19 protein-coding genes and 1 pseudogene are annotated in these 21,644 nt (G+C 71.5%); 6 read left to right on the top strand and 14 right to left on the bottom strand.

The features are described 5' to 3' along the window. Positions 1-166: 166 nt before the first annotated feature. Positions 167-2,671, top strand: coding sequence for an FxSxx-COOH system tetratricopeptide repeat protein (gene fxsT, locus AB0C28_RS17835; protein ID WP_358076475.1), 2,505 nt, complete (start codon positions 167-169; stop codon positions 2,669-2,671). Here the strand turns inward: fxsT and AB0C28_RS17830 are convergent. From AB0C28_RS17830 to AB0C28_RS17815, 4 genes are all read right to left on the bottom strand, one after another. Beyond that, the gene (locus tag AB0C28_RS17830) at positions 2,659-3,984 is read right to left on the bottom strand and encodes an HEXXH motif domain-containing protein (RefSeq protein ID WP_358075653.1); all 1,326 of its coding nucleotides are present in this window, start codon (positions 3,982-3,984) and stop codon (positions 2,659-2,661) included. The genes fxsT and AB0C28_RS17830 overlap by 13 nt on opposite strands. A gap of 10 nt (positions 3,985-3,994) precedes the next feature. After that, the gene (locus AB0C28_RS17825; RefSeq protein ID WP_357863189.1) at positions 3,995-5,149 is read right to left on the bottom strand and encodes an FxsB family cyclophane-forming radical SAM/SPASM peptide maturase; all 1,155 of its coding nucleotides are present in this window, start codon (positions 5,147-5,149) and stop codon (positions 3,995-3,997) included. A gap of 226 nt (positions 5,150-5,375) precedes the next feature. After that, the gene (locus AB0C28_RS17820; protein ID WP_358075650.1) at positions 5,376-6,800 is read right to left on the bottom strand and encodes an MFS transporter; all 1,425 of its coding nucleotides are present in this window, start codon (positions 6,798-6,800) and stop codon (positions 5,376-5,378) included. Positions 6,801-7,067: 267 nt separating this feature from the next. Further along, complete coding sequence (locus AB0C28_RS17815; RefSeq protein WP_358075647.1) at positions 7,068-7,793, bottom strand: alpha/beta fold hydrolase; 726 nt, start codon at positions 7,791-7,793, stop codon at positions 7,068-7,070. A 135-nt stretch (positions 7,794-7,928) separates the two neighbouring features. Here AB0C28_RS17815 and AB0C28_RS17810 point away from each other — a divergent pair, with 135 nt between their 5' ends. Then, on the top strand, positions 7,929-8,867 hold the full coding sequence (locus tag AB0C28_RS17810) for a helix-turn-helix transcriptional regulator (RefSeq protein WP_358075644.1): 939 nt from the start codon (positions 7,929-7,931) through the stop codon (positions 8,865-8,867). Here the strand turns inward: AB0C28_RS17810 and AB0C28_RS17805 are convergent. The 3 genes from AB0C28_RS17805 to AB0C28_RS17795 are packed head-to-tail and all read right to left on the bottom strand — an operon-like array spanning position 8,848 to position 10,382. Further along, positions 8,848-9,726 (bottom strand): hypothetical protein, encoded by an 879-nt coding sequence (locus tag AB0C28_RS17805; protein WP_358075641.1) that lies wholly within the window; start codon positions 9,724-9,726, stop codon positions 8,848-8,850. The genes AB0C28_RS17810 and AB0C28_RS17805 overlap by 20 nt on opposite strands. Positions 9,727-9,748: 22 nt before the next feature. Further along, positions 9,749-10,132, bottom strand: coding sequence for a peptidase inhibitor family I36 protein (locus AB0C28_RS17800; RefSeq protein ID WP_358075638.1), 384 nt, complete (start codon positions 10,130-10,132; stop codon positions 9,749-9,751). A gap of 52 nt (positions 10,133-10,184) precedes the next feature. After that, positions 10,185-10,382 carry a hypothetical protein gene (locus AB0C28_RS17795; protein WP_357862440.1) on the bottom strand — a complete coding sequence of 66 codons (198 nt, stop codon included), beginning with the start codon at positions 10,380-10,382 and terminating at the stop codon, positions 10,185-10,187. A gap of 371 nt (positions 10,383-10,753) precedes the next feature. On the opposite strand from AB0C28_RS17795, the gene AB0C28_RS17790 reads away from it, so the two are divergent. Continuing rightward, positions 10,754-11,755 carry a LacI family DNA-binding transcriptional regulator gene (locus tag AB0C28_RS17790; protein WP_358075635.1) on the top strand — a complete coding sequence of 334 codons (1,002 nt, stop codon included), beginning with the start codon at positions 10,754-10,756 and terminating at the stop codon, positions 11,753-11,755. Between the two features lie 53 nt (positions 11,756-11,808). On the opposite strand, the gene AB0C28_RS17785 is transcribed toward AB0C28_RS17790, so the two are convergent. Both AB0C28_RS17785 and AB0C28_RS17780 read right to left on the bottom strand, forming a co-directional pair. Continuing rightward, positions 11,809-12,819: an alpha/beta hydrolase gene (locus tag AB0C28_RS17785; protein WP_358075632.1), complete on the bottom strand. Its 1,011-nt coding sequence runs from the start codon at positions 12,817-12,819 to the stop codon at positions 11,809-11,811. Between the two features lie 137 nt (positions 12,820-12,956). Then, entirely contained in the window at positions 12,957-13,274 is a 318-nt protein-coding gene (locus tag AB0C28_RS17780; protein WP_357862435.1) for an antibiotic biosynthesis monooxygenase, read from the bottom strand. Between the two features lie 160 nt (positions 13,275-13,434). On the opposite strand from AB0C28_RS17780, the gene AB0C28_RS17775 reads away from it, so the two are divergent. From AB0C28_RS17775 to AB0C28_RS17765, 3 genes are all read left to right on the top strand, one after another. After that, positions 13,435-14,328: an AraC family transcriptional regulator gene (locus tag AB0C28_RS17775; protein WP_358075629.1), complete on the top strand. Its 894-nt coding sequence runs from the start codon at positions 13,435-13,437 to the stop codon at positions 14,326-14,328. A 119-nt stretch (positions 14,329-14,447) separates the two neighbouring features. Further along, a complete protein-coding gene (locus AB0C28_RS17770) occupies positions 14,448-15,476 on the top strand; it encodes a LacI family DNA-binding transcriptional regulator (RefSeq protein ID WP_358075626.1) in 1,029 nt (342 codons plus the stop codon). A gap of 66 nt (positions 15,477-15,542) precedes the next feature. Continuing rightward, on the top strand, positions 15,543-17,759 hold the full coding sequence (locus AB0C28_RS17765) for a glycosyl hydrolase family 28-related protein (protein ID WP_358075623.1): 2,217 nt from the start codon (positions 15,543-15,545) through the stop codon (positions 17,757-17,759). 32 nt (positions 17,760-17,791) lie between these two features. On the opposite strand, the gene AB0C28_RS17760 is transcribed toward AB0C28_RS17765, so the two are convergent. The 5 genes and pseudogenes from AB0C28_RS17760 to AB0C28_RS17740 all read right to left on the bottom strand — a co-directional run. Then, a complete protein-coding gene (locus AB0C28_RS17760) occupies positions 17,792-19,234 on the bottom strand; it encodes a sulfatase-like hydrolase/transferase (RefSeq protein WP_358075621.1) in 1,443 nt (480 codons plus the stop codon). A gap of 57 nt (positions 19,235-19,291) precedes the next feature. Further along, positions 19,292-20,134 (bottom strand): carbohydrate ABC transporter permease, encoded by an 843-nt coding sequence (locus tag AB0C28_RS17755; RefSeq protein WP_358075618.1) that lies wholly within the window; start codon positions 20,132-20,134, stop codon positions 19,292-19,294. Further along, positions 20,131-20,751: a sugar ABC transporter permease gene (locus AB0C28_RS17750; protein WP_358075616.1), complete on the bottom strand. Its 621-nt coding sequence runs from the start codon at positions 20,749-20,751 to the stop codon at positions 20,131-20,133. Before AB0C28_RS17750 ends, AB0C28_RS17755 begins: the two co-directional genes overlap by 4 nt. A gap of 32 nt (positions 20,752-20,783) precedes the next feature. Continuing rightward, complete coding sequence (locus tag AB0C28_RS17745; protein ID WP_358075613.1) at positions 20,784-21,251, bottom strand: hypothetical protein; 468 nt, start codon at positions 21,249-21,251, stop codon at positions 20,784-20,786. An 83-nt stretch (positions 21,252-21,334) separates the two neighbouring features. Then, positions 21,335-21,526 (bottom strand): annotated as a pseudogene (locus tag AB0C28_RS17740) (extracellular solute-binding protein); the annotation flags it as partial. Between the last annotated feature and the right edge of the window lie 118 nt (positions 21,527-21,644).

The raw sequence follows: 21,644 nt of genomic DNA, 5'->3' as shown, positions 1-21,644 counted from the left end.
TACGGCCGCCCGTAAAGCGGGATTGAATCCAAGACGCGTCGGATAACGCCTTAATAGTGATTCTGTGGCTACCCTTCGCCAGAATCAATCGTAGGATCGAAATTCAGTGGGACTGAGAAGGCGAGGCGACGTGAACGAGCAGGCCGTTACTCCGGCGGTGCCCCGGATGCCGCCCATCTGGGGCCGGAAAATCCCAGGTCGGAATAGACATTTCACCGGGCGCGAAACCCTGCTCAACGGGCTGCGGAAAAGCTTGACGGAGACCAACACGGCCGCCGTCGTGCCCCTGCCACAGGCGCTGCAGGGTCTGGGCGGCGTCGGCAAGACGCAGCTCGCGATCGAATACGCCTGGGCCTACCGCGGCTACTACGACCTGGTCTGGTGGGTCGCGGCCGACCAGCCGCTGCTGATTCCGAGCGCGCTCGCCGGGCTGACCGAGGATCTCAAGCTGCCGTCCGCCGGCAGCATGGGCATCGAGGAGGCGGCCGATTCGGTGCGCGACGCGTTGCAGCGCGGCGACCCGGTGGACCGGTGGCTGCTGATCTTCGACAACGCGGACGATCCTGAGGAGATCCGGCCCTTCATCCCGCAGGGCAGCCAGGACGGCCACGTGCTCATCACCTCCAGGAACAGCAGGTGGAGCGGCGTCGCCGAGACCGTGTCCGTGGACGTCTTCTCCACCACCGAGAGCGTCGCCTTCCTGCGCAAGCGCCTGCGCCGCGACGTGCCCGAGAGTGAGGCCGTGCACCTGGCGCACGAGCTCGGCAATCTCCCGCTGGCGCTGGAGCAGGCCGCCGCCGTCCAGGACACGACCGGGATGGCCACCGACGAATACGTCCGGCTGCTCGCCGAGCAGACCGGAGATCTGCTCCAGCTCGGCAAGTCCACCGAATACCCGCACACGATGACCGCCGCCTGGCAGCTCTCGGTGCACCAGGTCGAGAGCCGGATGCCCGAGGCGGCCGAGGTGCTTCGCTGCCTGGCCTTCTTCGGCCCTGACCCGATCCCGCGCTTCGTCTTCCAGCGCGGCAGGGACAGCGGCGCCGAGCGCATGGGGACGGTGCTGTCCAATCCGCTCACCCGCAGTCAGGCGTTCGCCGAGCTGGCCCGCTTCTCGCTGCTGCGGATCGAGCCCGACACCGGCACGGTGCAGGTGCACCGGCTGGTGCAGGCGCTGCTGCGCGACTCGCTCACACCCGAGGAGCAGGACAAGTTCCGGCACGAGGTGCACCTGCTGCTGGCCGCCGGCGCTCCTCCCGACCCTGAGGACATCTCCACCCAGGAGGAGTACACCTTCCTGCTGCCCCATGTGCGCCCGTCCGGTCTCACCCAGTGCCACGACGAGCGCGTGCAGGAGTTCGCCCTCAACGTCGTGCGCCACCTCTACCGCGTGGCCAACTGGCGCTCCGCGCGGTCGCTGGCGGAGGAGTTCCAGCAGAGCTGGACCGCGATCTCGGGCGACCGCAGTCCCTTCGTGCTGCGGTTGCGCCGACACCTGGGCAACGTGCTGTGGCAGCTCGGTGCGAACAAGGAGTCGTTCAACCTCAACGACAGGACGTTCGACCTGATGCGCGAGGTGTTCGGGAACGACCACGAGGAGACGCTGCGCATCTCCCTCACCTACGCCGCCAACCTGCGCACCCAGGGCCGCTTCCAGGACGCCCTGGAACAGGACGCGGCATCGCTGGCCGCGATCGAGGCCAAATACGGGGCGAAGGACCAGACGACCCTGCGCGCCATCAACAACCTGGCCCTCGACCACGCCCTGCTCAGCCGCTACGACACCGCCCTGGAGCTGCAGCAGCTCGCCTTCGTGGAGCAGAGCAGCGCCCGGCACGGGGTCAACAGGTGGGACCTGCAGTCGTTCTGGAACAACCTGGCCCGGGTGGTGCGCCTGTCCGGCCATCACGAGCAGGCGTGCGACGTGGGCGAGGAGGCGTACGCCTACGGCGTGAGAGAGCTCAAGATCGAGCATCCGCTCACGCTGGCCACCGCCCGCGACCTGTCGATCGCCAAGCGGCGGATGGGACACCTCGACGATGCCAATGAGCTCATCCAGGACGTCCACACCAGGCTGAACAAGCTCTACGGCCCCGACTCCCCCGAGACCATGGCCGCCACGGTCGCGCTGAGCAACACCCTGCGCCAGCTGAACCGCCTGGAGGAGTCCATGGCGCTGGCCAAGGACGCGCACCAGCGTCACCTGCAGACCTACGGCGCGAATCATCCGTTCACCTACGGCTGCCAGCTCAACCTCGCCCTGCTCTACCGGCTGCGCGGCGACGCGAAGAAGGCGATGGAGCTGGACGAGAAGACCTATGAGGGCCTGCTCGACCGGCTCGGCGCGGCGCACGTCTACACCTTCAGCAGCACCATCAACCTGGCCGGCGACCTGGCGGAGCTCGGAGAGCCGGAGCGGGCGGCCGAGCTGGGCCGGGCGACTCTGACCGGCGTGCGCGACTTCGTCGGGCCCAAGAACGGCCTGTCGCTCTCGGCCGCCGTCAACCTCTCCATCGACCTGCGGGCCATCGGGCGGATCGACGAGGCCACGGAGCTGTACGACCGGACAATGGCGGCGTACGAGACCACCCTGTCGCCCACCCACCCGGAGCGGCTGCACGCCGCCGACGGCAAGCGCTTCAACTGGGACTTCGACTCCTACAGCCTGTGAACGGGAGCGCTCCCGTTCGCGGCCTGCCAGGTGCTCAGGTGGGCCTCGGCCTCCTGCCGCGCGATCTCCAGCGCGGCGGGAGGCACCGGCTCCGACAGCCACGGGGTCAGGGTGCGCCGCATCGCCCCGACGAACCGTTCGCCCTCCGTGGTGAGCAGGCCGCTGTCCAGCAGGGTGCCGGTCACCAGGTGCGTGGCCACCCGCCAGTGGGCGAACTCGATGTGCGGCCGCAGGTCGCTCTCGTGCGCCCGCTGCCGCCGCCAGAACCCGGACACGCCCAGGTAGGCGTAGGCGCCCTGGAGCAGCCCTGACAGGGGGCGCGGGTCGGGGCGCCAGGGTGCGTAGAAGCGGTTCGGCTCGTCGCTCTCGTCGGGTTCCAGCAGCCGGACCAGGTCCAGGATCGCGTTGAGCTTGCCGTGCTGGACCTCGTGTGCGAACGTCGAGGCCAGCCAGCGGCCGTCGGGCGGCGTGGACATGCCGATCGTCCCGAACAGGTCGCCCGAGGAGGCGCTGTTCATGCCCTGGGCCGGCCCCTTGATCGGGGTGAGCACGGTGACGAGGGCCTGGGTCTCCTCGGCGATCGTCCAGTGGTGGGCGCGCAGCATCGTCCAGGCCGCGTCCAGGCTCGCCCGCCACGTCTGGAGCTCCGGCTCAAGCAGGCGTCCGCCGACCTCGGCGGTGTCGCTCCAGCGGAAGGTGTCGAGGTCGTCCACCAGCACGCGCAGCCCGGCGTCGGCGGTCTCCAGCCGACGGAGCGGACGCCAACCGCGCTGTTCCCCGGCGCCGGGACGCAGGCAGAGCTCCCCGGCCTCCAACCGGCCGTCGGCGCGTACGACGAGGTCGGCGAGCCCGTCGTCCTGGGCGTCGCCCAGTTCGAGCCGGCCGAGGGACGGCAGCATGATCGTGCCGCCGGAGACGGGCGCCTGGACCTCGCACGGCATGCCCGACTTGAGCGCGGCTGCGGCGGCCACCGCGCCGAGCCGGGCCGGATCGCCGGATCCGTCCGGAGTATCGCCCACCTCCAGCGAACGGACGGCAAGGGCGGCCCAGGCGCCCACCGCCGGATGCGCCAGCGTGCCGCGTACCGCCGCCGGGCTCTTCTTCTCGATCTCGGCGAGCACGTCGTAGGCGTGTTCTGCGGCCCGCGCGTGCGGATGGCCGACCTCGGCGGCCATCCGCATCGTGCCCACCACGTTGAGCAGGCGCTTGCTGCGCTGCGGGGCGGCCAGGTGGCGTACGGCGTCCGCGCCGCCGCCCCCCGAGGCCAGCCGGGACAGGGCATGGCGAGGCAGGCGGTGATCGCTGGGGGGCATGCGGATCCTTTCAACGAGAAGCGCGGCGGAGGTCGCCGACGAGACGGTTGTGGATGTGCTCGATCAGCCGGTAGAGGTCCGGGCAGTACACGGACGGGTTGAGGAAGCCCGTGCCGGGACGGTAGCGGTGGGGGTAGAGGCCCGCCCCGCACACCCGGCCGAACCGGCAGTCGCGGCAGGTGTCGCTCAGCGCGTCGGCGCCCAGTTGCCTGGCCACCATCCCGGGGTGGGTGAGGGCCAGGTCGAAGGGGTGGTCGACCACGTTCAGGCCGGTGACGGGGGCGCCGTGCCGCACGACCTTGAGCGAGTCGGTCTGCTCGATCGTGCCGTCGGTCTCGATGACGACCAGCGTGGACGGCGTCAGCCCGACCGCCTCGCTGGCCGACGCGCCGCCCAGCATCAGGGTGACGATCTCCTGAAAGAGGCGGACGACCGTTTCACCGCTGCGTCCGTACCAGTGGTCGAAAACGGCGATCAGCCAGTCGCCATAGGGCGTATTCGTCGGGTCGGATGATCGATACGGCGGCGGCGATTCCCAGGTGCCGTGCGGCAGCAGGAAATCCACCATCGGCGGCTCGAATTGCACCAGCGACTCATATGTTTCGACGGGGTCGTTCGCCAGGTCCACCGTGCACAACAGACCGGTGTAGAGCGGACGGAACTCCGGGGCGCGCAGCAATGTCAGCGCGTCGGCGACGGCGTCGTAACTGCTGCGGCCGTCGACGTAGCGGCGGTTGCGGTCGTTGGCCCCTCTGCCGCCGTCGAGGCTGATGCCCACCCGCACGTCGAGCTCGCGGAACGTGCGCAGGGCGGCCTCGTCGAGGAGCACTCCGTTGGTCTGCACGACCGCGTCAATGTGCAGGCCGGCCGGAGCCGCGGCGCGTAACGTCTCCACGACCTTGCGCAGGTAGGCGTGGCCGGCCAGGAGCGGTTCGCCGCCGTGCAGGATCAGCCGGACCGAGCGCAGGTTGTGCGTGGTGGCGTGCTCGGCGATGCGGCCGGCGACGGCCGTGACCAGGTCGGGGGCCATGACCATGGGTTTGGAGCGCCAGCTCTGGTCGGCGAGCGTGTAGACGTAGCAATAGTCGCAGGCGAGGTTGCAGCGGCTGTGCACCTTGAGCAGGAACTGCCGGAAGGGGCGGGGACGCCAGCCGTCCTTCAGCATTCGGGCCACGTCGAGAGTGTCGGGCCACTCTCCCGCTGGATCCTCCCCCTGGTACGTCAATCCTGTTACACCCCGCACCGCCGGAAATATCCGAGTGAATGACGATGCTATCCGAGACGCCATGCGATGGGGAGAACTAGTTTGCTACCCCCGGCAAATTCCCGCATATTCCGCGACCGGTTTGCGCGGCATTTATTTACCGTTTTCGGTCGGCACCGGAGAGTCACTACCCACTGGTGGCCACCTTGCTCTTGGGTCGGTGACCGGTGACCTCGTGGCCCGCGTCGGGGCGGAGGCGCAGCATCAGCAGGGCGCCGGCCAGTGCGACCGCGCCGGTCAGCACGAACGCGAGGGAGAAGTCCTCCTGCGTGAGCGGGGTGGCCGCCGAGCCGTGCGACACCTGGAGGACGATCGCGGCGGCGGCCACGCCCAGCGCCACCGAGATCTGCTGCGTCATGCTGAAGAACGTCGAAGCCGCCGCCCGGTCGGCGGGACCGATGTCGGCGAACGACAGCGTGTTGATCCCGGTGAACTCGATCGACCGGGTGACCCCGGCGGCGAACGCCACCAGGGCGACCACGGCGAACCCGGTGCCGGCGTCCACCAGCCCGAGCGCCCCGATCGACAGGGCCACCGCCACGCCGTTGCCTGCCAGCACCGTACGGAACCCGAGCCGCCGCATCAGCGGTGTGGTCACCGTCTTCACGACCAGGTTGCCCAGGAAGTACACCAGCACGACCTGGCCCGCCTCCAGCGGCGTCAGCCGCCACGCCTCCTGCAGCATGAGCGGGAGCAGGAACGGGGTCGCGCTGATCGCCAGCCGGATGAGGTTGCCCGCGTGCAGGGTCGTGGCGGCGAACGTCGGCACCCGCAGCGGCCCCAGCGCGATCAGCGGGTGGGCGGCCCGGCGGAACCACCACACGGCCACCGCGCCCACCAGGCAGCCGACGGCGAGCAGGGCGAGGTCCAGCCCGAGCGCCGACGGCTGCGCCAGCTCGGACAGGCCGTAGATCGTCAGGCTCAGCGCCGTGACGATCAGGACCGTGCCCACGCAGTCCAGCGGCTTGGGGTCCGGCTCGCGCACACCCGGGACGTACGCCAGCACCAGCGCGGTGCCCACCAGGGCGAGCGGCACGTTGAGCAGGAAGATCCACTGCCAGCCGTACCAGGTGGTCAGCGCGCCGCCGACGACCGGGGCGATGACCGGGGCGATGAGGGCCGGCCAGGTGATCAGCGCCGTCGCGCGGAGCAGGTCGGCCTTGCCGGCGTTCTTGAGCACGATGATGCGGCCGACCGGCATCATCAACGCGCCGCCGATGCCCTGGATGACGCGGGCAAGGACGAACTGCCACAACTCCGTACAGGCCGCGCAGCCGATCGAGGCCAGGCCGAAGATCACGATCGCGATGGCGAACACGCGCTTGGCGCCGTACCGGTCCGACAACCAGCCGCCGAGCGGGATGAAGGCCGCGCCGGCGACGACGTACGCGGTGATGCCGACGTTCACGCTGACGACGTCCACGCCGAAGGTCCGCGCCATCTGCGGGAGCGAGGTGTTGATGATCGTGATGTCGAGGTTCTGCATGAAGAAGGCGACGGCCACGATCAGCGCCACCCGCCGGGGTGCGGATCCTTCGGTGGCGGCCGTCATGCGAGCTGGGGGCGGGGGGCGTAGTGCGTCAATGTTCTCTCCGGGGTGCCGGTCGCGGCAGCCTCGCGTCGGGGTCACGAGGCCGTCCGGCCGGCTCGGCTGTTCGCCGACCATGGTCACACATGGGCGCCCGGCGGCTTCGCGGCGGGTGTCCGGGCAGCCGACGGTCGGGTGCCCGGCGTTCGCGCGGCGGGCGTTCGGGCGGTCGGGCGGCGGGGTCCTGGCGCGGATGCGCCGTGGAGGCCGGCCGCCGCCGCGCGCCCGTGCTCAGGCGAGCTTGAGCAGGAGGTCGGTGAGCTCCGCCGGCATGGTGATCATGCAGTCGTGGCCGGTCGGCAGCTCCCACACCTGGGCGGGGCGGCCGTTCGGCTGCACCTCGGGAACGGGACGGCGGACGACCCCCTCCGGCTTGCCGACGGTGCAGTGGATGTGCGTACGGGGGATCGCCCGCGCGGCCGGCCCGCCCAGCCGGACCGGCTCGGTGAGGCAGCGCACCGGCTGGTCCGACAGCATCGACCGCAGCCAGGCGACGTCCTCCGGGTCCGTGACCCCGAACAGGCCCGCGGGCGGCGGCAGCTCGGGCATCGGCGGCACCCGCCAGCCGTCCCCGGATCCCGCGGCGAGCTCGATCAGCTGCCGCGTCACGGGCATAACATCGGCCGCGCTCTCCCCGTCCTCGGGGACCATCGCGTCGAGGTAGACCAGCTCCGCGATCCGGCCGGGGACCTGCCCGGCCACGGACGAGATCACCAGCCCGGCATAGCTGTGCCCCACCAGCACCACCTCGGTGAGGTCCTCGTCGGTGATCAGCCGGACGACGTCGGCGACGTGCGTGTCGAGCCCCACCTCGGGGCCGAGCAGATGCGCCCTGTCGCCGTAGCCGGTCAGCGACGGCGCGAACACCCGGTGCCCGGCCGCCTCCAGCAGCGGGACCACCCGCTTCCAGCACTCCCCGCTGTGCCAGGCGCCGTGTACCAGCAGATATGTCGACATAGTGGTCTCTCTCCTCATTTCGTACGTCCTTCGCCGGCCACGCTGCCCGCCGGCCCCGCGCACAGCCAGGGCCGCCGCGATCCTGGGGGTGACAGGACCAGGCACGTACGCGGTCCCGGCACATACCGTGGAGGGATGAGCGAGCGAGCGAACCCGCTGGGCGACTACGTACGGGCCCGGCGTGAGCTCGTCACCCCCGAGCAGGCCGGGATCCCCGTCCACGGTGTGCGCCGGGTGCCGGGCCTGCGCAGGGAGGAGGTGGCGATGCTGGCGGGCATCAGCGCCGACTACTACCTGCGTCTGGAGCAGGGCCGCGACCGCAACCCGTCCGTGCAGGTGCTCGAATCGCTCGCCCGCGTGCTGCGGCTCGACGAGGCCGCGACGGCGTACCTGCTGAGTCTCGCCGCCGCCGAACCCCGCCGGCGGCGGCGCCGGCCGCGCAAGGAGAGCGTTCCTCCCGGCGTCGCCAAGCTCGTCGCCACGCTCGCGCTGCCCGCGTACGTCGAGGGCCGCTACCTCGACGTCCTGGCCGTCAACGCGCTGGCGACCGCTCTGTCACCGCGCCTCGTGCCGGGGGCGAACCGGCTGCGCGACACGTTCCTCGATCCCGCCGAACAGGCCCTCTACCCCGACTGGGAGGGCGCCGGCGCGGGCATGGTCGCCGGGTTCCGCGCGTCCGTCGGCACCGACACGGACGATCCCCGCTTCATCGAGCTGGTCGGCGAGCTCTCCCTGGCCAGCCCCCGGTTCAGCCGGCTCTGGGCTCGCCACGACGTGAACGCGTGCGAAGGCGCGGCCAAGGAGATCGACCATCCCCAGCTCGGCCTGCTTCGGCTGAACCGGGAGCGGCTGGGCGTCGGCGGCGGCCGGACGCTCGTCATCTACCACCCGGACCCCGGCAGCGACGACGCCGAGAAGCTGACCCTCCTCGCCGCCGTCACACAGCCTTCGCATGACGGCGACGACTCGCGGCGACGGGCTCAGGACCGCGACGCTCCCGGCAAAACGCCGCGAGAGGCGGGCGACCTGAGCCGGCCGGCTCCGTCGCCGGCGGTCACCGGGCCTCGGCGATGATCGTGCGGGCGGTCTCCAACTGCCGGTCCTTGGCCGCCTTCAGGGCCTCGAACGTCTCAGGATGGACGCGGACGGCGTCCTCCTGAAGGCGTTTCTCGGCCACCGCCCACACCGCGACGAGACCCGTGCTCACCTTGCACCGCTCGTCCGCCCGCGCCGCGCGGATCTCCTCGTCCGTGGCCGGGCCGCCGCCCAGCCACCGCTGGTCGGTGATGGCGGCCAGCGGGTCGTCGTAGCGCCACCCACCGGCCCGCATGCACGCGCTCCACGCCCGGAAGACCTGGACGACCGCGGCCTCCCGCCGCGACTGCTCGAACGTCCGCGTGATGAGCTGGTTGAACAGCGCGGAGTCCACTTCGGGCGCCCCCTGCTCGATGCGCGCCCGCGCCTGCCGCAGGCAGCCGCCGCTCTCGTCGTACGCGGCCCGCCGCTCCTGCTCCGACAGGCTCGCGGTACGGCTCTCGCTCGCCGCGCTCCGCCTGGCCACGGAGGGGCGCTCGGGGGCGACGTGGTAGCCGTACAGACGGGCGATCTCCGGTTCGACGATGCCGTAGCGGCGGCGGTTGGGCGGCTCCAGGTCGTCCTCGGCCGGGGGCGGCAGCGTCTCCCACGCCAGGCCCCTGCTCCGCATGCAGTCGCGGACGAGGAGGTCCTCGGCGCGTTCGATGATCGAGATGTCGGCCGGGGTGAAGTTGTAGCGATCGAACGGCAAGGAGATCGCCCGCGCCTGCGCGCCCGGAGGCGGCACCTGTGGTGGCGGCGGGGGTGGTGGCGGGGGTGGCGGCGGCGAGCACGCCGCCGCCAGGGCGGCCAGGAGCACCACGACAGCGCTCCGCCGCCGGGCGGACCTCTCGCTCACCGGACCCCTGTGACCTCGGACGTTACGGGCTGACCCGCTTGACGGAGCTCGTCTTGTTGTCGAAGTCGTTGTTCGTCAGGTCGCTGTCCGACGACCGCGGCGCGGCGGCGTAGCCGTAGGAGCCCGAGCAGTTGGCGCTGTTGTAGAACCGAATCCGGCCGGCCGACGGGTTCCGCATGGAGCTGGCCTTGTTGTTCAGCGTGGTCACGTTGGCGCACGTGTTGTTGGAGGTGAACAGGAACTCCTGCTCGGCGCCGGCGTAGTCGTCGTGCTCGTACAGGCAGAAGCTGAGGCCGCAGGAACTGGCGAGCCGCTGGGCGTCGGCCTGCGCGGTGGCGCCCACCGTCATCAGGCTGGTCAATGCCAGCGCCACGACACCCGCCCGGCGCACCGACGTTCTCTTCATCAACGACCTCGTTCCCGACCCAGTTACGATTCGCCAAGATCATGACAGGTGATCACGACCTGCGCCACTGGTACGGGGCCGGCTCGGACTTTTCCCGCGATATGTCCCCGCCGAGCAGCGTCGTGTAGCCGGGGAAGGGCGCGTCCCAGGTGAAGTCGGCGGCCGTCAGCCCGCGGCCCATGGGGCTGGTCTCGGTGCTACCGGCCTGTGCGGTGTCCTCGGCCGAGGCGACCGCGCCCTGCCTGCGCATCCGGTCGAAGAACGTCCAGAACTCGGTGAGGTCGTCCTCGGTGAACCCGAGCCGGCTCTGGTCGGCGTAGAGCTGCCCGCCTCGGCTGCGCAGCCAGGTCTCGAAGATGTCCTCGTTGCCGCCGCCGTCGTTGGCGCCCGTGACCGGCCGCCCGTCGGGGCCCTTCAGCCCGAGGGCGGCGATGGCCTGGTTGGCCCGCTCGAAGTCCTGCCAGGTCCAGCCCGGCTGCGGCGCGGGGACGCCGGCCTTGGCGTACAGGGCGGAGTCGTAGGCGTAGCCGGTGATGCCGCGGCCCTGCGGGACGGCGTACTGGCGGCCCTGGAAGGTGCCCGTGCGCAGGAAGCCGCGGTCGATCTCAAAGGTGCGCGGGCGTGTCGATCAAGACCGTTTCCAACGTTGTACGCGGGGTGCAGAACGTGTCGGCGGCGACGCGGGACCGGGTGAACAGGGCGGTGCACGAGCTCGGCTACCGGCCCAACCCGTCGGCGCGCCGGCTCCGTACCGGCCGCAGCGGGCTGATCGCCCTCGCCGTCCCCAGCCTGACGACGCCCTGCTTCGCGGAGCTCGCCCAGCACGTACGCGCGGAGGCCCCCCGGCTCGGCCTCACCGTCCTCATCGAGGAGACGGCGGGCGACGCGAAGGAGGAGCTGCGCCTGGCCACCGGCGTCGGGGCCGACCTGCTCGACGGCGTGATCCTCTCCCCGCTGCACGTCTCGCTCGACGAGCTGGCCCCTGTCACCCACGAGATCCCGCTGGTGCTGCTCGGCGAACGCGGCTACGAGCGCGACCGGATCACCGCCGACCATGTCATGATCGACAATGTCGCGGCGGCGCGTGACGTGACCGCGCACCTGGCCGGGCTGGGCCGGACCAGGATCGCCGCCATCGGGGTGACGACCACGCCGTCCGCCTCCTCCCGGCAGCGCCTGGAAGGCTTCCATCAGGCGCTGCACCAGACCGGGCTGACGTACGACCCGCGCCTCGCGCCCGCGGTCAGGCGGTTCGACCGCCCCGACGGCCTGCTCGCCATGCGCGCCCTGCTCGCCCTGCCGGCCGGCGTCCGGCCCGACGCGGTCTTCTGCTTCAGCGACCTGCTGGCGATCGGGGCGCAGCGGGCCCTGTACGAAGCCGGGGTGGACTGTCCTGGGGAGGTGGCCGTGGCGGGTATCGACGGGTCGCAGGAGGCGCTTTACAGCACGCCGTCCCTCACCACCGTGATCCCCGACAAGGCCGCCATCGCCGCCCTGGCCGTCCGGTGCCTGGCCGATCGCATCGGGGCGGCGGAGCCGCTGCCGTTCGAGGTGCGGCTGGCGCCGTACCGGCTGGACGCGCGGGAGTCGACCGAGGGCGTGCGCCGGCCGCTGCCCGTTTGAGGGCGCTTTGGGGTCGGACGCAGCCCTCACCGGTGCTCCTCGCCCGGCGGTGGTCAGTCGCGGGCGGGCTCGGGGCGGGTGAGCGTGCGGGTGAGCCAGTCGGTACGGGTGCGGCGGGCGGTGGCGGACAGGGCGGCCTCGGGGAAGAGGGCGTCGAAGCCGTGGAAGCCGCCGGCCCAGACGTGCAGCTCGGCCTGGCCGCCCGCGGCCCAGATGCGGGTGGCGTACTCCACGTCCTCGTCGCGGAAGACCTCGGCCGAGCCTGCGTCGACGTACGTGGTGGGCAGGCCGGACAGGTCGTCCGCCCTGGCGGGTGAGGCGTAGGCGGGCACCTGGTCGTCAGGGAGGTCACCAAGCAGGGCCTTCCAGGCGAACACGTTGGTCTCGCGGGTCCACACGCCTGGGTCGCCTGCGTACTGGCGGCTGGAGGCGGTGGTGTTGCGGTGGTCGAGCATGGGGCAGATCAGGACCTGGGCCGCGAGCGCCGGCGTGCCACGGTCGCGCGCCATGAGCGTGACGCCCGCCGCGAGCCCGCCGCCGGCGCTGGCGCCCGCGACGACGATGCGGTCCGGGTCGATGCCGAGCTCGGCGGCGTGCTCGGCCAGCCACAGCAGGCCCTGATAGCAGTCCTCGACGGGGGTGGTGCCCCCGGCCTCGGGGGCGAGCCGGTAGTCGACGGTGACCACGACGGCGCCGAGCCGGTCGAGCCATTCGAGCGGGATGTCGAGCTGCGAGAACCGGTCGCCCATGATCATGCCACCGCCGTGGATCCAGTAGACGCACGGCGCCCCGGCACGGTCACCGGGCTCGGCGCCGGCATCTGTGGGGGTCAGGATCGTCATCGGGATCCGCGCGCCCTCCTGACCGGGGACCGGGCCAGAGACCGGGCCAGAGACCGGGACGGTGATCTCGCGCCGGTTCAGAGCCCGGCCGGCCAGCAGCGGCTCGACCGGGACCGCGGTCATGCCGCGCAGGTCGGTGAGGAGCTCCGGGGTGATCTCCTGGACGAGGGGCATGCCGGCGAGCAGGGTGTTCAGCTCAGGGTCGAGAGCGGGGCGGGACATGGGGGTTCCTTTCTGCGGGGTGCTGCGCGGTTTCGGGTGATGCGGGGTTTCGGGTGGCGCGCAGGGCACCCAGGTTGTGCGCGGGGGCTCCGAGGTGGTGCGGCTCCCTGAGCCGGGGCCTCTGAGCCGGGGCGGCGTCAGAAGGTGGCCTTGCCGCCGACCGGGACGTAGTCCGTGTACGGCTGCTCCGCGGCGACCAGCTCCTGGACCTGGGCGACGAGGTCCTGGGCGGCCTGGCCGGCGAAGAGCCGGTGGTGCTCCTCCTCACTGCTCCAGCCCTCGGTGACGTGGACGACGTCGGGGTCGGAGGCCGACCGGCTGACGAGGTAGACCAGGCAGTGCTCGCTCGCGGCCGGGTTGCCCTCGTTCAGACCGGTCAGCAACAGCTCGACCAGCCGCTCCCCCATGCCGGGCTTGGCGGTCATGGCAGCGTTGAACCCGTATCCGACCTTCATGGCGATGCTCCTTCTCGGGATGTACTTTCCTCCAGCAAGGCGATTCTCCGCCGCCCGACTGTGTGATTCCATTTCACCGCTTGAGCTGCTCAGACGGTAGAATGAACCTCCTCACTTCTTGCCCGATCCTCCACGCCAAGGGTGTGATGAAATCCAGAGCATGGGATTCGACGAACTCCGCGCGGCGCTGGCCCGGCACGTCCGGCCCGACGAGGCCACCGCCATCGACGGCCTGTACATCGCGCGGGTCGAGCGCGACGGCCCGCCGTCGCCCTCGATGTCCGGCACGGTGCTGGCGGTCCTCGCCCAGGGCGCCAAACAACTCACGGTGGGCGACCGGGTCCTCGAATACCGCCCGGGCAGCTACCTGGTGGCCTCGGTGGACCTGCCCGTCAGCGGCTCCTTCGTGGACGTGAGCCCGGAGCGCCCGGCTCTGGGGCTGGCGCTCGTCCTGGAGCCGCCGGCCATCGCCGACCTGCTGCTGCAGGCGGGCTCACGCGGCCTGCCCCGCCCCCGGGCGGGGGCGCTGCCGGGCATCGCCGTGGCCGGCATGACGGACGGCCTGCTCGACGCGCTGATCCGCCTGGTCAACCTGCTGGACGACCCAGGCGACCAGGCGGTGCTGGCGCCGCTGGTCAAGCGCGAGATCCTCTGGCGGCTGCTCACCGGGGAGCAGGGCGACGCCGTACGCCAGCTCGGCCTGGCCGACAGCAGCCTCAGCCACGTCTCCAGGGCCGTGCGGTGGATCCAGGACCACTACGCCGAGCCTTTCCGCGTCGAGGAGCTGGCCCGGCTGACCGGCATGAGCCCTTCCGCGTTCTACCGCCACTTCCAGACCGTCACCGCGCTCAGCCCGATCCAGTTCCAGAAGCAGATCCGGCTCCAGCGGGCCCGGCTCCTGCTCGCCTCCCGCGCCCACGACGTCACCGCCGTCGCGCACCGCGTCGGCTACGACAGCCCGTCCCAGTTCAGCCGCGAATACCGGCGCCAGTACGGCGTCCCGCCCAGCCACGACGCCGCCCGGCTGCACGACGCCGCCGCCCCCGCGCAGTGACCCCGTCGCCCTCGCCATGATCATGGTAATGCGAATTATTACTGGGCTTTCACTCTTGACGCCGGGCTCGGTGAGGTCGCAGACTCCCAGCTGACGCCCTTGAGCGAGGAGAGGGAGCCGTGGCGAGACGTCTCACGCAGCAGGACATCGCCCGCATGGCGGGAGTGAGCCAGACCACCGTGTCGCTGGTGCTCAACAACCGCGCGGAGGGCGCCGTGCGCATCTCTCCCGAGACCAGGGAGCGCGTGATCCGGGTGATCAAGGAGACCGGCTACATCGCCGACCCGGCCGCCCGCCGGCTGGCCGAGGGCCGCAACCGCATCCTCGGCGTCTTCACCTACGAAGCGGTCTTCCCGGCCACCAGTGCCGATTTCTACCATCCGTTCCTGGTCGGCATCGAGGAGTGCACCGAGGAGGCCGGCTGCGACCTGCTGCTGTTCACCAGCGCGCGGGCCTCGGGCCGCCGGCGGCGGATCTTCGACCAGGACAGCCGGGTGCGCCTGGCCGACGGGTGCGTGCTGCTCGGCCACACGGTCGACCGTGACGACCTGGCGCGGCTCATCACCGACCAGATCCCGTTCGTGTCGGTGGGCCGCCGCGACGACGCGGGCGGGCCGGTGCCGTACGTGGGCGCCGACTACGCCTCCGCCGCCGGCGCCCTGGTACGGCGGGCGGTGGCGCTCGGGCACCGCAGGCTCGTCTACGTCGGAGCCGGGACGGGCGCGGAGTCCTGGGCCGACCGCCATCGCGGCTTCCTGGACGCGGTGACGGAACTCGGCGTCGAGGGCGTCAAGGCGGGCGGCGCGCCGGACGTGGACGCGGTGCTCGCGACCGGCGCCACGGTCGCGTTCTTCGAGGAGCAGGCCGACGCTGTCACCTTCATGGCGGCGGCGCGGCACCGGATCTCCGTCCCCGCCGACCTGTCCGTGGTCACGCTCGGCTCGGCCACCCGGCCGGTCCGCTCCGACATCGACTTCACCGGATTCCTCATCCCCCGGCGCGAGATGGGCCGCAGGGCCGTCGAGCTGCTGACCGGGGTGATCGAGAACGGCGGCACCCCCCAGGAGCTGCTGCCGTGCGAACTCATCGAGGGCTCCACCCTCGCCGCCGCCGGACCCGGTGCCGGGCCTCGGCCTCCCGCGTCCTGATCGTCTCGTTCTCACCCGGCCGCAGCACATCGAGGAACGGGCCGGGCTTCAAGGGGTGAACCAGCCATGTACTCTCGTCGCGCTTTCGTCACGCTGGCCGCGAGCACAGCCGCATTACCGCTGCTCCCGGCAACCGCCGCATCGGCCGGTGGGCTGAACCCGACCGCGCCAGCCGGGCCCGTCGGCCCCGTTGATCACCTGGACCCGACCACGTTCACCTCGGTCTTCACCGCGCTCCCGCCCGACCCGTACGCCGTGGTGCTCGGCGGGCCGGGCTTCGAGGCCCCGGCCGACGGTACGGGGGACGCCACGGCGGCGCTGCAGGCGGCCGTGGACGAGGCGTCGCGGCGCGGGATCGCGAACGGGCTCGGCGACATACTCGGCGGCGCCCGCGACTTCCCGCCCGGCGACGGCGGCGGCGTGGTGCTCGTCCCCGAGGGCACGTACCGGCTGTCGGCCCCCGTGAACGTGCACGACTCCGTACGCGTGATCGGCTACGGCCGGCGGCGGCCCCGCTTCGTCCTCGGGGCGGACTCCCCCGGCTACGCCTCGGGCACGGCGCGCGACGTGTTCGCCTTCCGCCGGCGCCCGGTCGGCGGCCCCGTCACGTACGCGAACAACGACACGTTCGGCACCGCGCTGGTGAACCTGGACATCACCATCGAACCGGGCAACCCTGACGCCATCGCCGTGCGGTTCGGCGGCGCGCAGCTCTGCCTGCTGCAGGACCTCGACATCGACGCCGGCGACGGCCGCGCGGGCATCGACCACAACGCCAACCTGATCCACCGGGTACGGGTGCGCGGCGGCGAGGTGGGCCTGAACGCCTTCGCTGCCTCGGCCGGCTGGCAGACGACGCTGCTCGACTGCCGGTTCGAGGGCCAGCGCCGGGCCGCCGTGGTGATGAACAACGACGCCAAGCTCGTCGTCGTCAGGGCGATCGTCGCGCGCACGCCACGGGCGTTCGAGTCGGTGCCCGGCCAGTGGCAGCACCTCTACGTCCAGGACTCCCACTTCCAGGACGTCGGCGACGTCGCCGTGGTGCTCAACGACAGCGCGTCGATCCCCGGCGCGGACGACGACCGGATCCGCCGCAGCAACCAGCTCACGCTGCTCAACTGCACCACCTCGGCCACCCGGGACCTGCTCCTGCTGGCCGGCAGCGGCGCCCGCACCGCCGTCGGGAAGCCGTCGGCGCTGGTCCGCGAGCTGACGTACGGCCTGCGCGTCGAACGCGCGCTGACCGGCAGGGAGACCAGGCGCGAAGGCGTGCACGCCGACTTCACGGCGGGCGCCCCCACGGCCAGGGTCCGGGCGAACCTGCGCGCCGACACCCCGCCGCCGCCACCGGTCAGGACGTGGGTGAGCGTCGCCGACGTCGCGGCCGAGATGGGCCGCACCATCGGCAAGGGCGAGGACGACCTGGCCGTCTTCCAGGCGGCCGTGGACCGGCACGACACGGTGTTCGTCCCGATCGGCCGGTACGTTCTCTCCGACACGCTCAAGCTGCGGCGCACGTCCAACCTGATCGGCCTGCACCCCCGGCAGACCTGGCTGCTCGCCGTCGACGGCCACCCGCACTTCACCGACCCCGGCGCGCCACGGGCGCTGGTGTCGACCCCGCGCGGCGGCCGGAACACCGTCACGGGCCTCGGCCTGGACACCGCCCGGCAGACCCCGGGCGCGGTCAACCTCCTCTGGCGCTCAGGCGCGGACTCCTATCTGGCGGACATCACCACCCAGTTCGTCAAGTGGCATCCGGCGGACGCCCCCTCGGGCGACCCCGGCTACACCTACAGGGGCGCGCACAAGTACGGCATCTGGGTGCGCGGCGGTGGCGGCACGTTCGTCAACGTGTGGAGCATCAACGGCTGGGCCGAGAACGGCCTGCTCGTCGAGGACACCGACGTGCCCGCCCGCCTGTACGAGCTCTCCATCGAGCACCACGAGACCCGCGAGGTGGTGCTGCGCAGGGTGTCGGGGTGGCGTTTCCTCGGCCTGCAGACCGAGGACCACATCTACGGCTGGCGCTCGCAGGCGGTCGAGATCGAGCGCTGCCGGGACATCCTGCTGGCCAACTCCGTGCTCTTCCGGGTGGCCACCGTGCTCGGCCCGCACCCGTACGGGGTGAGCGTGCGCGACAGCCGGCGGGTGACGCTGCGCGGCAATCGTGGCTACCGGGACAAGACGCCCGAGTTCACCCAGTGGGGCGCGGCTGTGTTCGACCACCGCAGCGGGCGGAGCGTCCCCGAGATCGAGTTCACCCTGATCGAGATCGGGTGACCGGCCGGTGAGGACGCGCGGCGGACGCGTCCTCACCAGTCCCCGAGCCGTGGCCGGCTGCGGTCCTCGGTGGCGACCAGGACGTCGAGCAGCGACTCCTGCAGCCCGGCCCGGACGGTCGCGTGCGCCGGGTCGTCCCACAGGTTGTCCAGCTCCGCCGGGTCGCGCTCCAGGTCGTACAGCTCGCCGGTGCGCGCCCGGGTCGTGGACGGCGCGCCGTGGTAGACGACGATCTTCCAGTGGTCCCGCCTGAGCATCGTGGTGTGCACCGGCTCCGCGTACGGATGACCGCTGTTGCGGTATTCGCACAGGGCCCAGCCCCTGACCGGCGCGTCCCGCTTACCACGGGCCAGCGGCAGCAGGTCCAGCCCCTGCCCGCGCGGCAGCGGCGGCGCGCCGGCCGCCGCGAGGAACGTGGGCGCCAGGTCGATCCACTGCACGAGCTCCGCCCGCCGCTCGCCGGCGGGCAGCCCGGCCGGCCAGCGCATGATGAGCGGGATCCGGACGGCGCACTCGTACATCATCGGGCCCTTGAGCATGAGCTGGTGGTCGCCGAGCATCTCGCCGTGGTCGCTGGTGAAGACGACAAGGGTGTTCTCGGCCAGGCCCGTCTCGTCGAGGGCCGCGAGGATCCGGCCCACCTCGTCGTCCACGAGGCTCACCATCGCGTAGTAGTTGACCTTGACGTCGTGCAGCTCGGACTCGGTGTATTCGACGTAGCCGCGGGCGTGGCCGGCGTAGGAGCGGTGGGACGCCTCGGTGAGCACGGGGGGCTTGCCGGCCAGCTCCTGGTCTCGGGTGACCGGACGCCGCAGAGACTTGCCCCGGTAGGCGTCGGCGTACTCCTTCGGCGCGCCGAATCCGTGGTGCGGGTCGAAGAAGTTCGCCACGAAGAAGAAGGGTCTGCTCGTGTCGCGTGAGCGCCGCAGGTAGTCGATGGTCTCGTCGCCGATCCACCGGCTGTAGTGGAACTCGGTGGGCAGGGCGTCGAAGCCGGTGCCCGAGCCGGCCCGGGCGGCGGAGTCGTACAAATCCGGCCGGACGGCGCGCAGCCACCGGTGGTAGGCGTTCTCGGACGACCCCGGATAGGAGTCGTGGGCCCAGCGGAACACCCGGAAGCCGTCGTCGAGCCGCGGTTCGAGCCGGCCGTCCGAGCAGGCCCCGCCGACGTGGAACTTCCCGACCAGGCCGCAGTCGTAGCCGTGGTCGGCCAGGGTGCGCGAGAACAGCCGCTCGTGCGCGGGCAGGCCGACGCCGTTCGCCCAGGCTCCGTGCGCGTGCACGTAGCGGCCGGTCATGAGGCTGGCGCGGGAGGGGCCGCAGACGGGGCTGTTGACGTAGCAGTTCTCGAACAGCACGCCCTGCTCCGCCAGCCGGTCGAGGTGGGGCGTGTGGATCTCGTCGTTGCCGTACGCGCCCAGCGCGTCGAAACGTTGCTGGTCGGTGCAGATGAGCAGGATGTTCGGTGCGTTCATGACTCTCAATCCGGGTGAAGCGCGCCGGGGCCGCACGGCTCCGGCGGGGTCGGCGCGTCAGGACTTCACGGCTCCGGCGACGCCTTCGACGAAGTAGCGCTGGAGGGCGAGGAAGACGAGGAGCAGCGGGATCAGCGAGATGGTGCCCGCGGCGGCCAGGCCGGACCAGTCGGTGGAGTTGGTGCCGCGGAAGGCGAGCATGCCCACCGAGAGCGTGCGCAGGTCCGGGCGGCTGAAGGTGAACACCAGCGGCAGCAGGAAGTTGTTCCAAGCCGCCAGGAAGGTCATCACGCTGACGGTCGCGGTGACCGGGCCGGCCAGGGGCAGCACGACGCGGAAGAACGTACGCAGGAAGCCTGCGCCGTCCATGATCGCCGCCTCTTCGAGCTCGCGCGGGATGCGGGCGAAGTAGCCGGCGTAGAGCAGGACGGCGGCGACGTGGCCGCCGCCCGCGAGGGCGAGGACGATGCCCGTACGCGAGTTCAGCAGCCCCAGGAGGTCGCTGAGCTCCACCACCGGGATGATCGTCAGGCCCCCTGGCGCGAACAACGTCGCCACCAGCACGCCGACGACCACGCGCTTGCCGATGAAGTCGCGGCGGGCGATGACGTAGCCGGCCAGGGCGCAGCGCAGGACGACCAGCACCACCGTGCTCAGGGTGACGAGCACGCTGTTCACCGTGTAGAGCCCGAAGTCGGCGTCCCGCCAGGCCCGCGCGTAGTTCTCGAAGTGCGGCGAGCCGGGGATCAGGCCGAGCCCGCCGGAGAAGACCCCCAGCGAGTCCTTCAGCGAGGCGGAGACGATCCAGAGCAGCGGATAGATCCACACCACGCAGACGACGGCGAGCACGGCCACCTGGGCCCAGATCCCCAACCGGCGGCGGACGGCGGAGACGTTCATGAGCTGCTCCTGACGCGGTTCGCGTAGCGGAGGCCGGCGGCCTGGATCGCGGCCAAGACGAGCGTGATCCCGAACCACTTCCACACGTGCACGCCCATCACCGTCCACAGGGAGGTGGCGGGGTCGCCCAGGAAGTCGACGGGCTGATCGACGATCCCGAGGCCGAGCAGCAGCTGGTTCACCGGGCCGCCGGCGGGGTCGAAGATGAACCCCATGACCACGCCGATGATCGCCGTCGTCGTCACCACGGGCACGAACAGCGCGGTCCTGAACAGCTTGGCCAGGGGCAGCCGCGGGTTGTTCAGGACGAGCGCGACCAGCAGGCTCAGCCCGACCCGCAGCGGCACGGTCATCGCGATGATCAGCAGGGTGACCCCGAGCGACTTCCAGAACAGCGGGTCGCCGAACGCCTCACGGTAGTTGGCCAGGCCGATGAAGGGCCGCTCGGCGCCGAGCCCGTTCCAGTCGAGCAGGGAGTAGTACAGGCCGGAGACGATCGGCCAGACCGTGTACATGCCGAACAGCACGACGGTGGGCAGCAGGAAGACGTACGACCAGCGTTCCGACCACAGTCTGGCGGAGAGCCCCCGGCGGCGGACCGTCGCCTTTGGTGTCACGGTTCGTGTCGCCTTTTGTGTCGAGGTGCTCGTCACTGCCGGTACATCTCCGCCGTGTAGTCCTCGCCGCGCTTCCAGTTCGGGAAGGCCCAGTCGTCGAGACTCACCCGCACCCCCTTGCCCGACACCACCCGCGTGGCGCGCTCCCGCTCGGCGGCGAGCTTGCCGTTGTGCTCGCGCAGCGTCCTGCCGATGTCGGTGATCTCGCCGCTGAGGATGCCCTGGGTGATCTCGCCGAGCGTGGGTCTCTGCTCCTTCGTCTCGCTGATCACCTGGGTGACGGCGGGGTTGCGGGAGACGGGGCTGGGCGCGAGCCGGACGTTCCGGCCGAACAGCTCGACCGCCCGCTTGTACGTCGGGTGCACGTCCGCCGTGGCCACGGCCTCCAGGTCGAGGGGCACCTGGTCCATGTAGCTCGCCAGCGCCCGGTTGAACTCGGGCCCGGTGCACTGGGCCAGCAGCTCGGAGGCCGCTTCGACGTGCTTGGACTTGCCGGACACGAACAGCTGGCCCTTCCGGCCGACATGGCCAGCTCGGTGACGTGGGTCTGCATCCGCTCCTGGAACTGCAGCCCCTGGATCCAGCCGTACGCCCGGCCGCCGCCGTCCTTGGTGATCCGCGCGGCGAGAGCGCGGAACTCGTCCCACGTCGCGGGGCCCGCGTCCGGATCGCCGCCCGCCTTCTCGACCAGGTCGCGGTTGAACCAGTTGAGTGTGGCGTACTGGCGGGGGGTGAAGACGGGAGAGGTGTAGAGCTTGCCGTCGAAGACGTGCAGTCCTTCGAGCAGGCTGTCGGCGGGGAGTTTCGCCCGGATCGCGTCGGGGTTCGCGAGGGGGGGAGAACCAGCCGCCGGCGACCAGGGACGCCTCCGACGATCCGAGGCCGGCGACCGT

Origin of the sequence: Nonomuraea sp. NPDC048892 (assembly GCF_040649735.1) — a bacterium.
Taxonomy (GTDB): domain Bacteria; phylum Actinomycetota; class Actinomycetes; order Streptosporangiales; family Streptosporangiaceae; genus Nonomuraea; species Nonomuraea maheshkhaliensis.
The sequence above is the reverse complement of the archived record's forward strand: the minus strand, read 5'-3'. Positions and strand labels throughout refer to the sequence as shown.

Excerpts from the sequence above, each read along its gene's own strand:
- fxsT (WP_358076475.1), top strand. The coding sequence starts at position 167 with ATGCCGCCCATCTGGGGCCGGAAAATCCCAGGTCGGAATAGACATTTC.
- AB0C28_RS17830 (WP_358075653.1), bottom strand. The coding sequence starts at position 3,984 with ATGCCCCCCAGCGATCACCGCCTGCCTCGCCATGCCCTGTCCCGGCTG.
- AB0C28_RS17825 (WP_357863189.1), bottom strand. The coding sequence starts at position 5,149 with ATGCTGAAGGACGGCTGGCGTCCCCGCCCCTTCCGGCAGTTCCTGCTC.
- AB0C28_RS17820 (WP_358075650.1), bottom strand. The coding sequence starts at position 6,800 with ATGACGGCCGCCACCGAAGGATCCGCACCCCGGCGGGTGGCGCTGATC.
- AB0C28_RS17815 (WP_358075647.1), bottom strand. The coding sequence starts at position 7,793 with ATGTCGACATATCTGCTGGTACACGGCGCCTGGCACAGCGGGGAGTGC.
- AB0C28_RS17810 (WP_358075644.1), top strand. The coding sequence starts at position 7,929 with ATGAGCGAGCGAGCGAACCCGCTGGGCGACTACGTACGGGCCCGGCGT.
- AB0C28_RS17800 (WP_358075638.1), bottom strand. The coding sequence starts at position 10,132 with ATGAAGAGAACGTCGGTGCGCCGGGCGGGTGTCGTGGCGCTGGCATTG.
- AB0C28_RS17795 (WP_357862440.1), bottom strand. The coding sequence starts at position 10,382 with ATGCGCAGGCAGGGCGCGGTCGCCTCGGCCGAGGACACCGCACAGGCC.
- AB0C28_RS17785 (WP_358075632.1), bottom strand. The coding sequence starts at position 12,819 with ATGTCCCGCCCCGCTCTCGACCCTGAGCTGAACACCCTGCTCGCCGGC.
- AB0C28_RS17780 (WP_357862435.1), bottom strand. The coding sequence starts at position 13,274 with ATGAAGGTCGGATACGGGTTCAACGCTGCCATGACCGCCAAGCCCGGC.
- AB0C28_RS17775 (WP_358075629.1), top strand. The coding sequence starts at position 13,435 with ATGGGATTCGACGAACTCCGCGCGGCGCTGGCCCGGCACGTCCGGCCC.
- AB0C28_RS17765 (WP_358075623.1), top strand. The coding sequence starts at position 15,543 with ATGTACTCTCGTCGCGCTTTCGTCACGCTGGCCGCGAGCACAGCCGCA.
- AB0C28_RS17760 (WP_358075621.1), bottom strand. The coding sequence starts at position 19,234 with ATGAACGCACCGAACATCCTGCTCATCTGCACCGACCAGCAACGTTTC.
- AB0C28_RS17755 (WP_358075618.1), bottom strand. The coding sequence starts at position 20,134 with ATGAACGTCTCCGCCGTCCGCCGCCGGTTGGGGATCTGGGCCCAGGTG.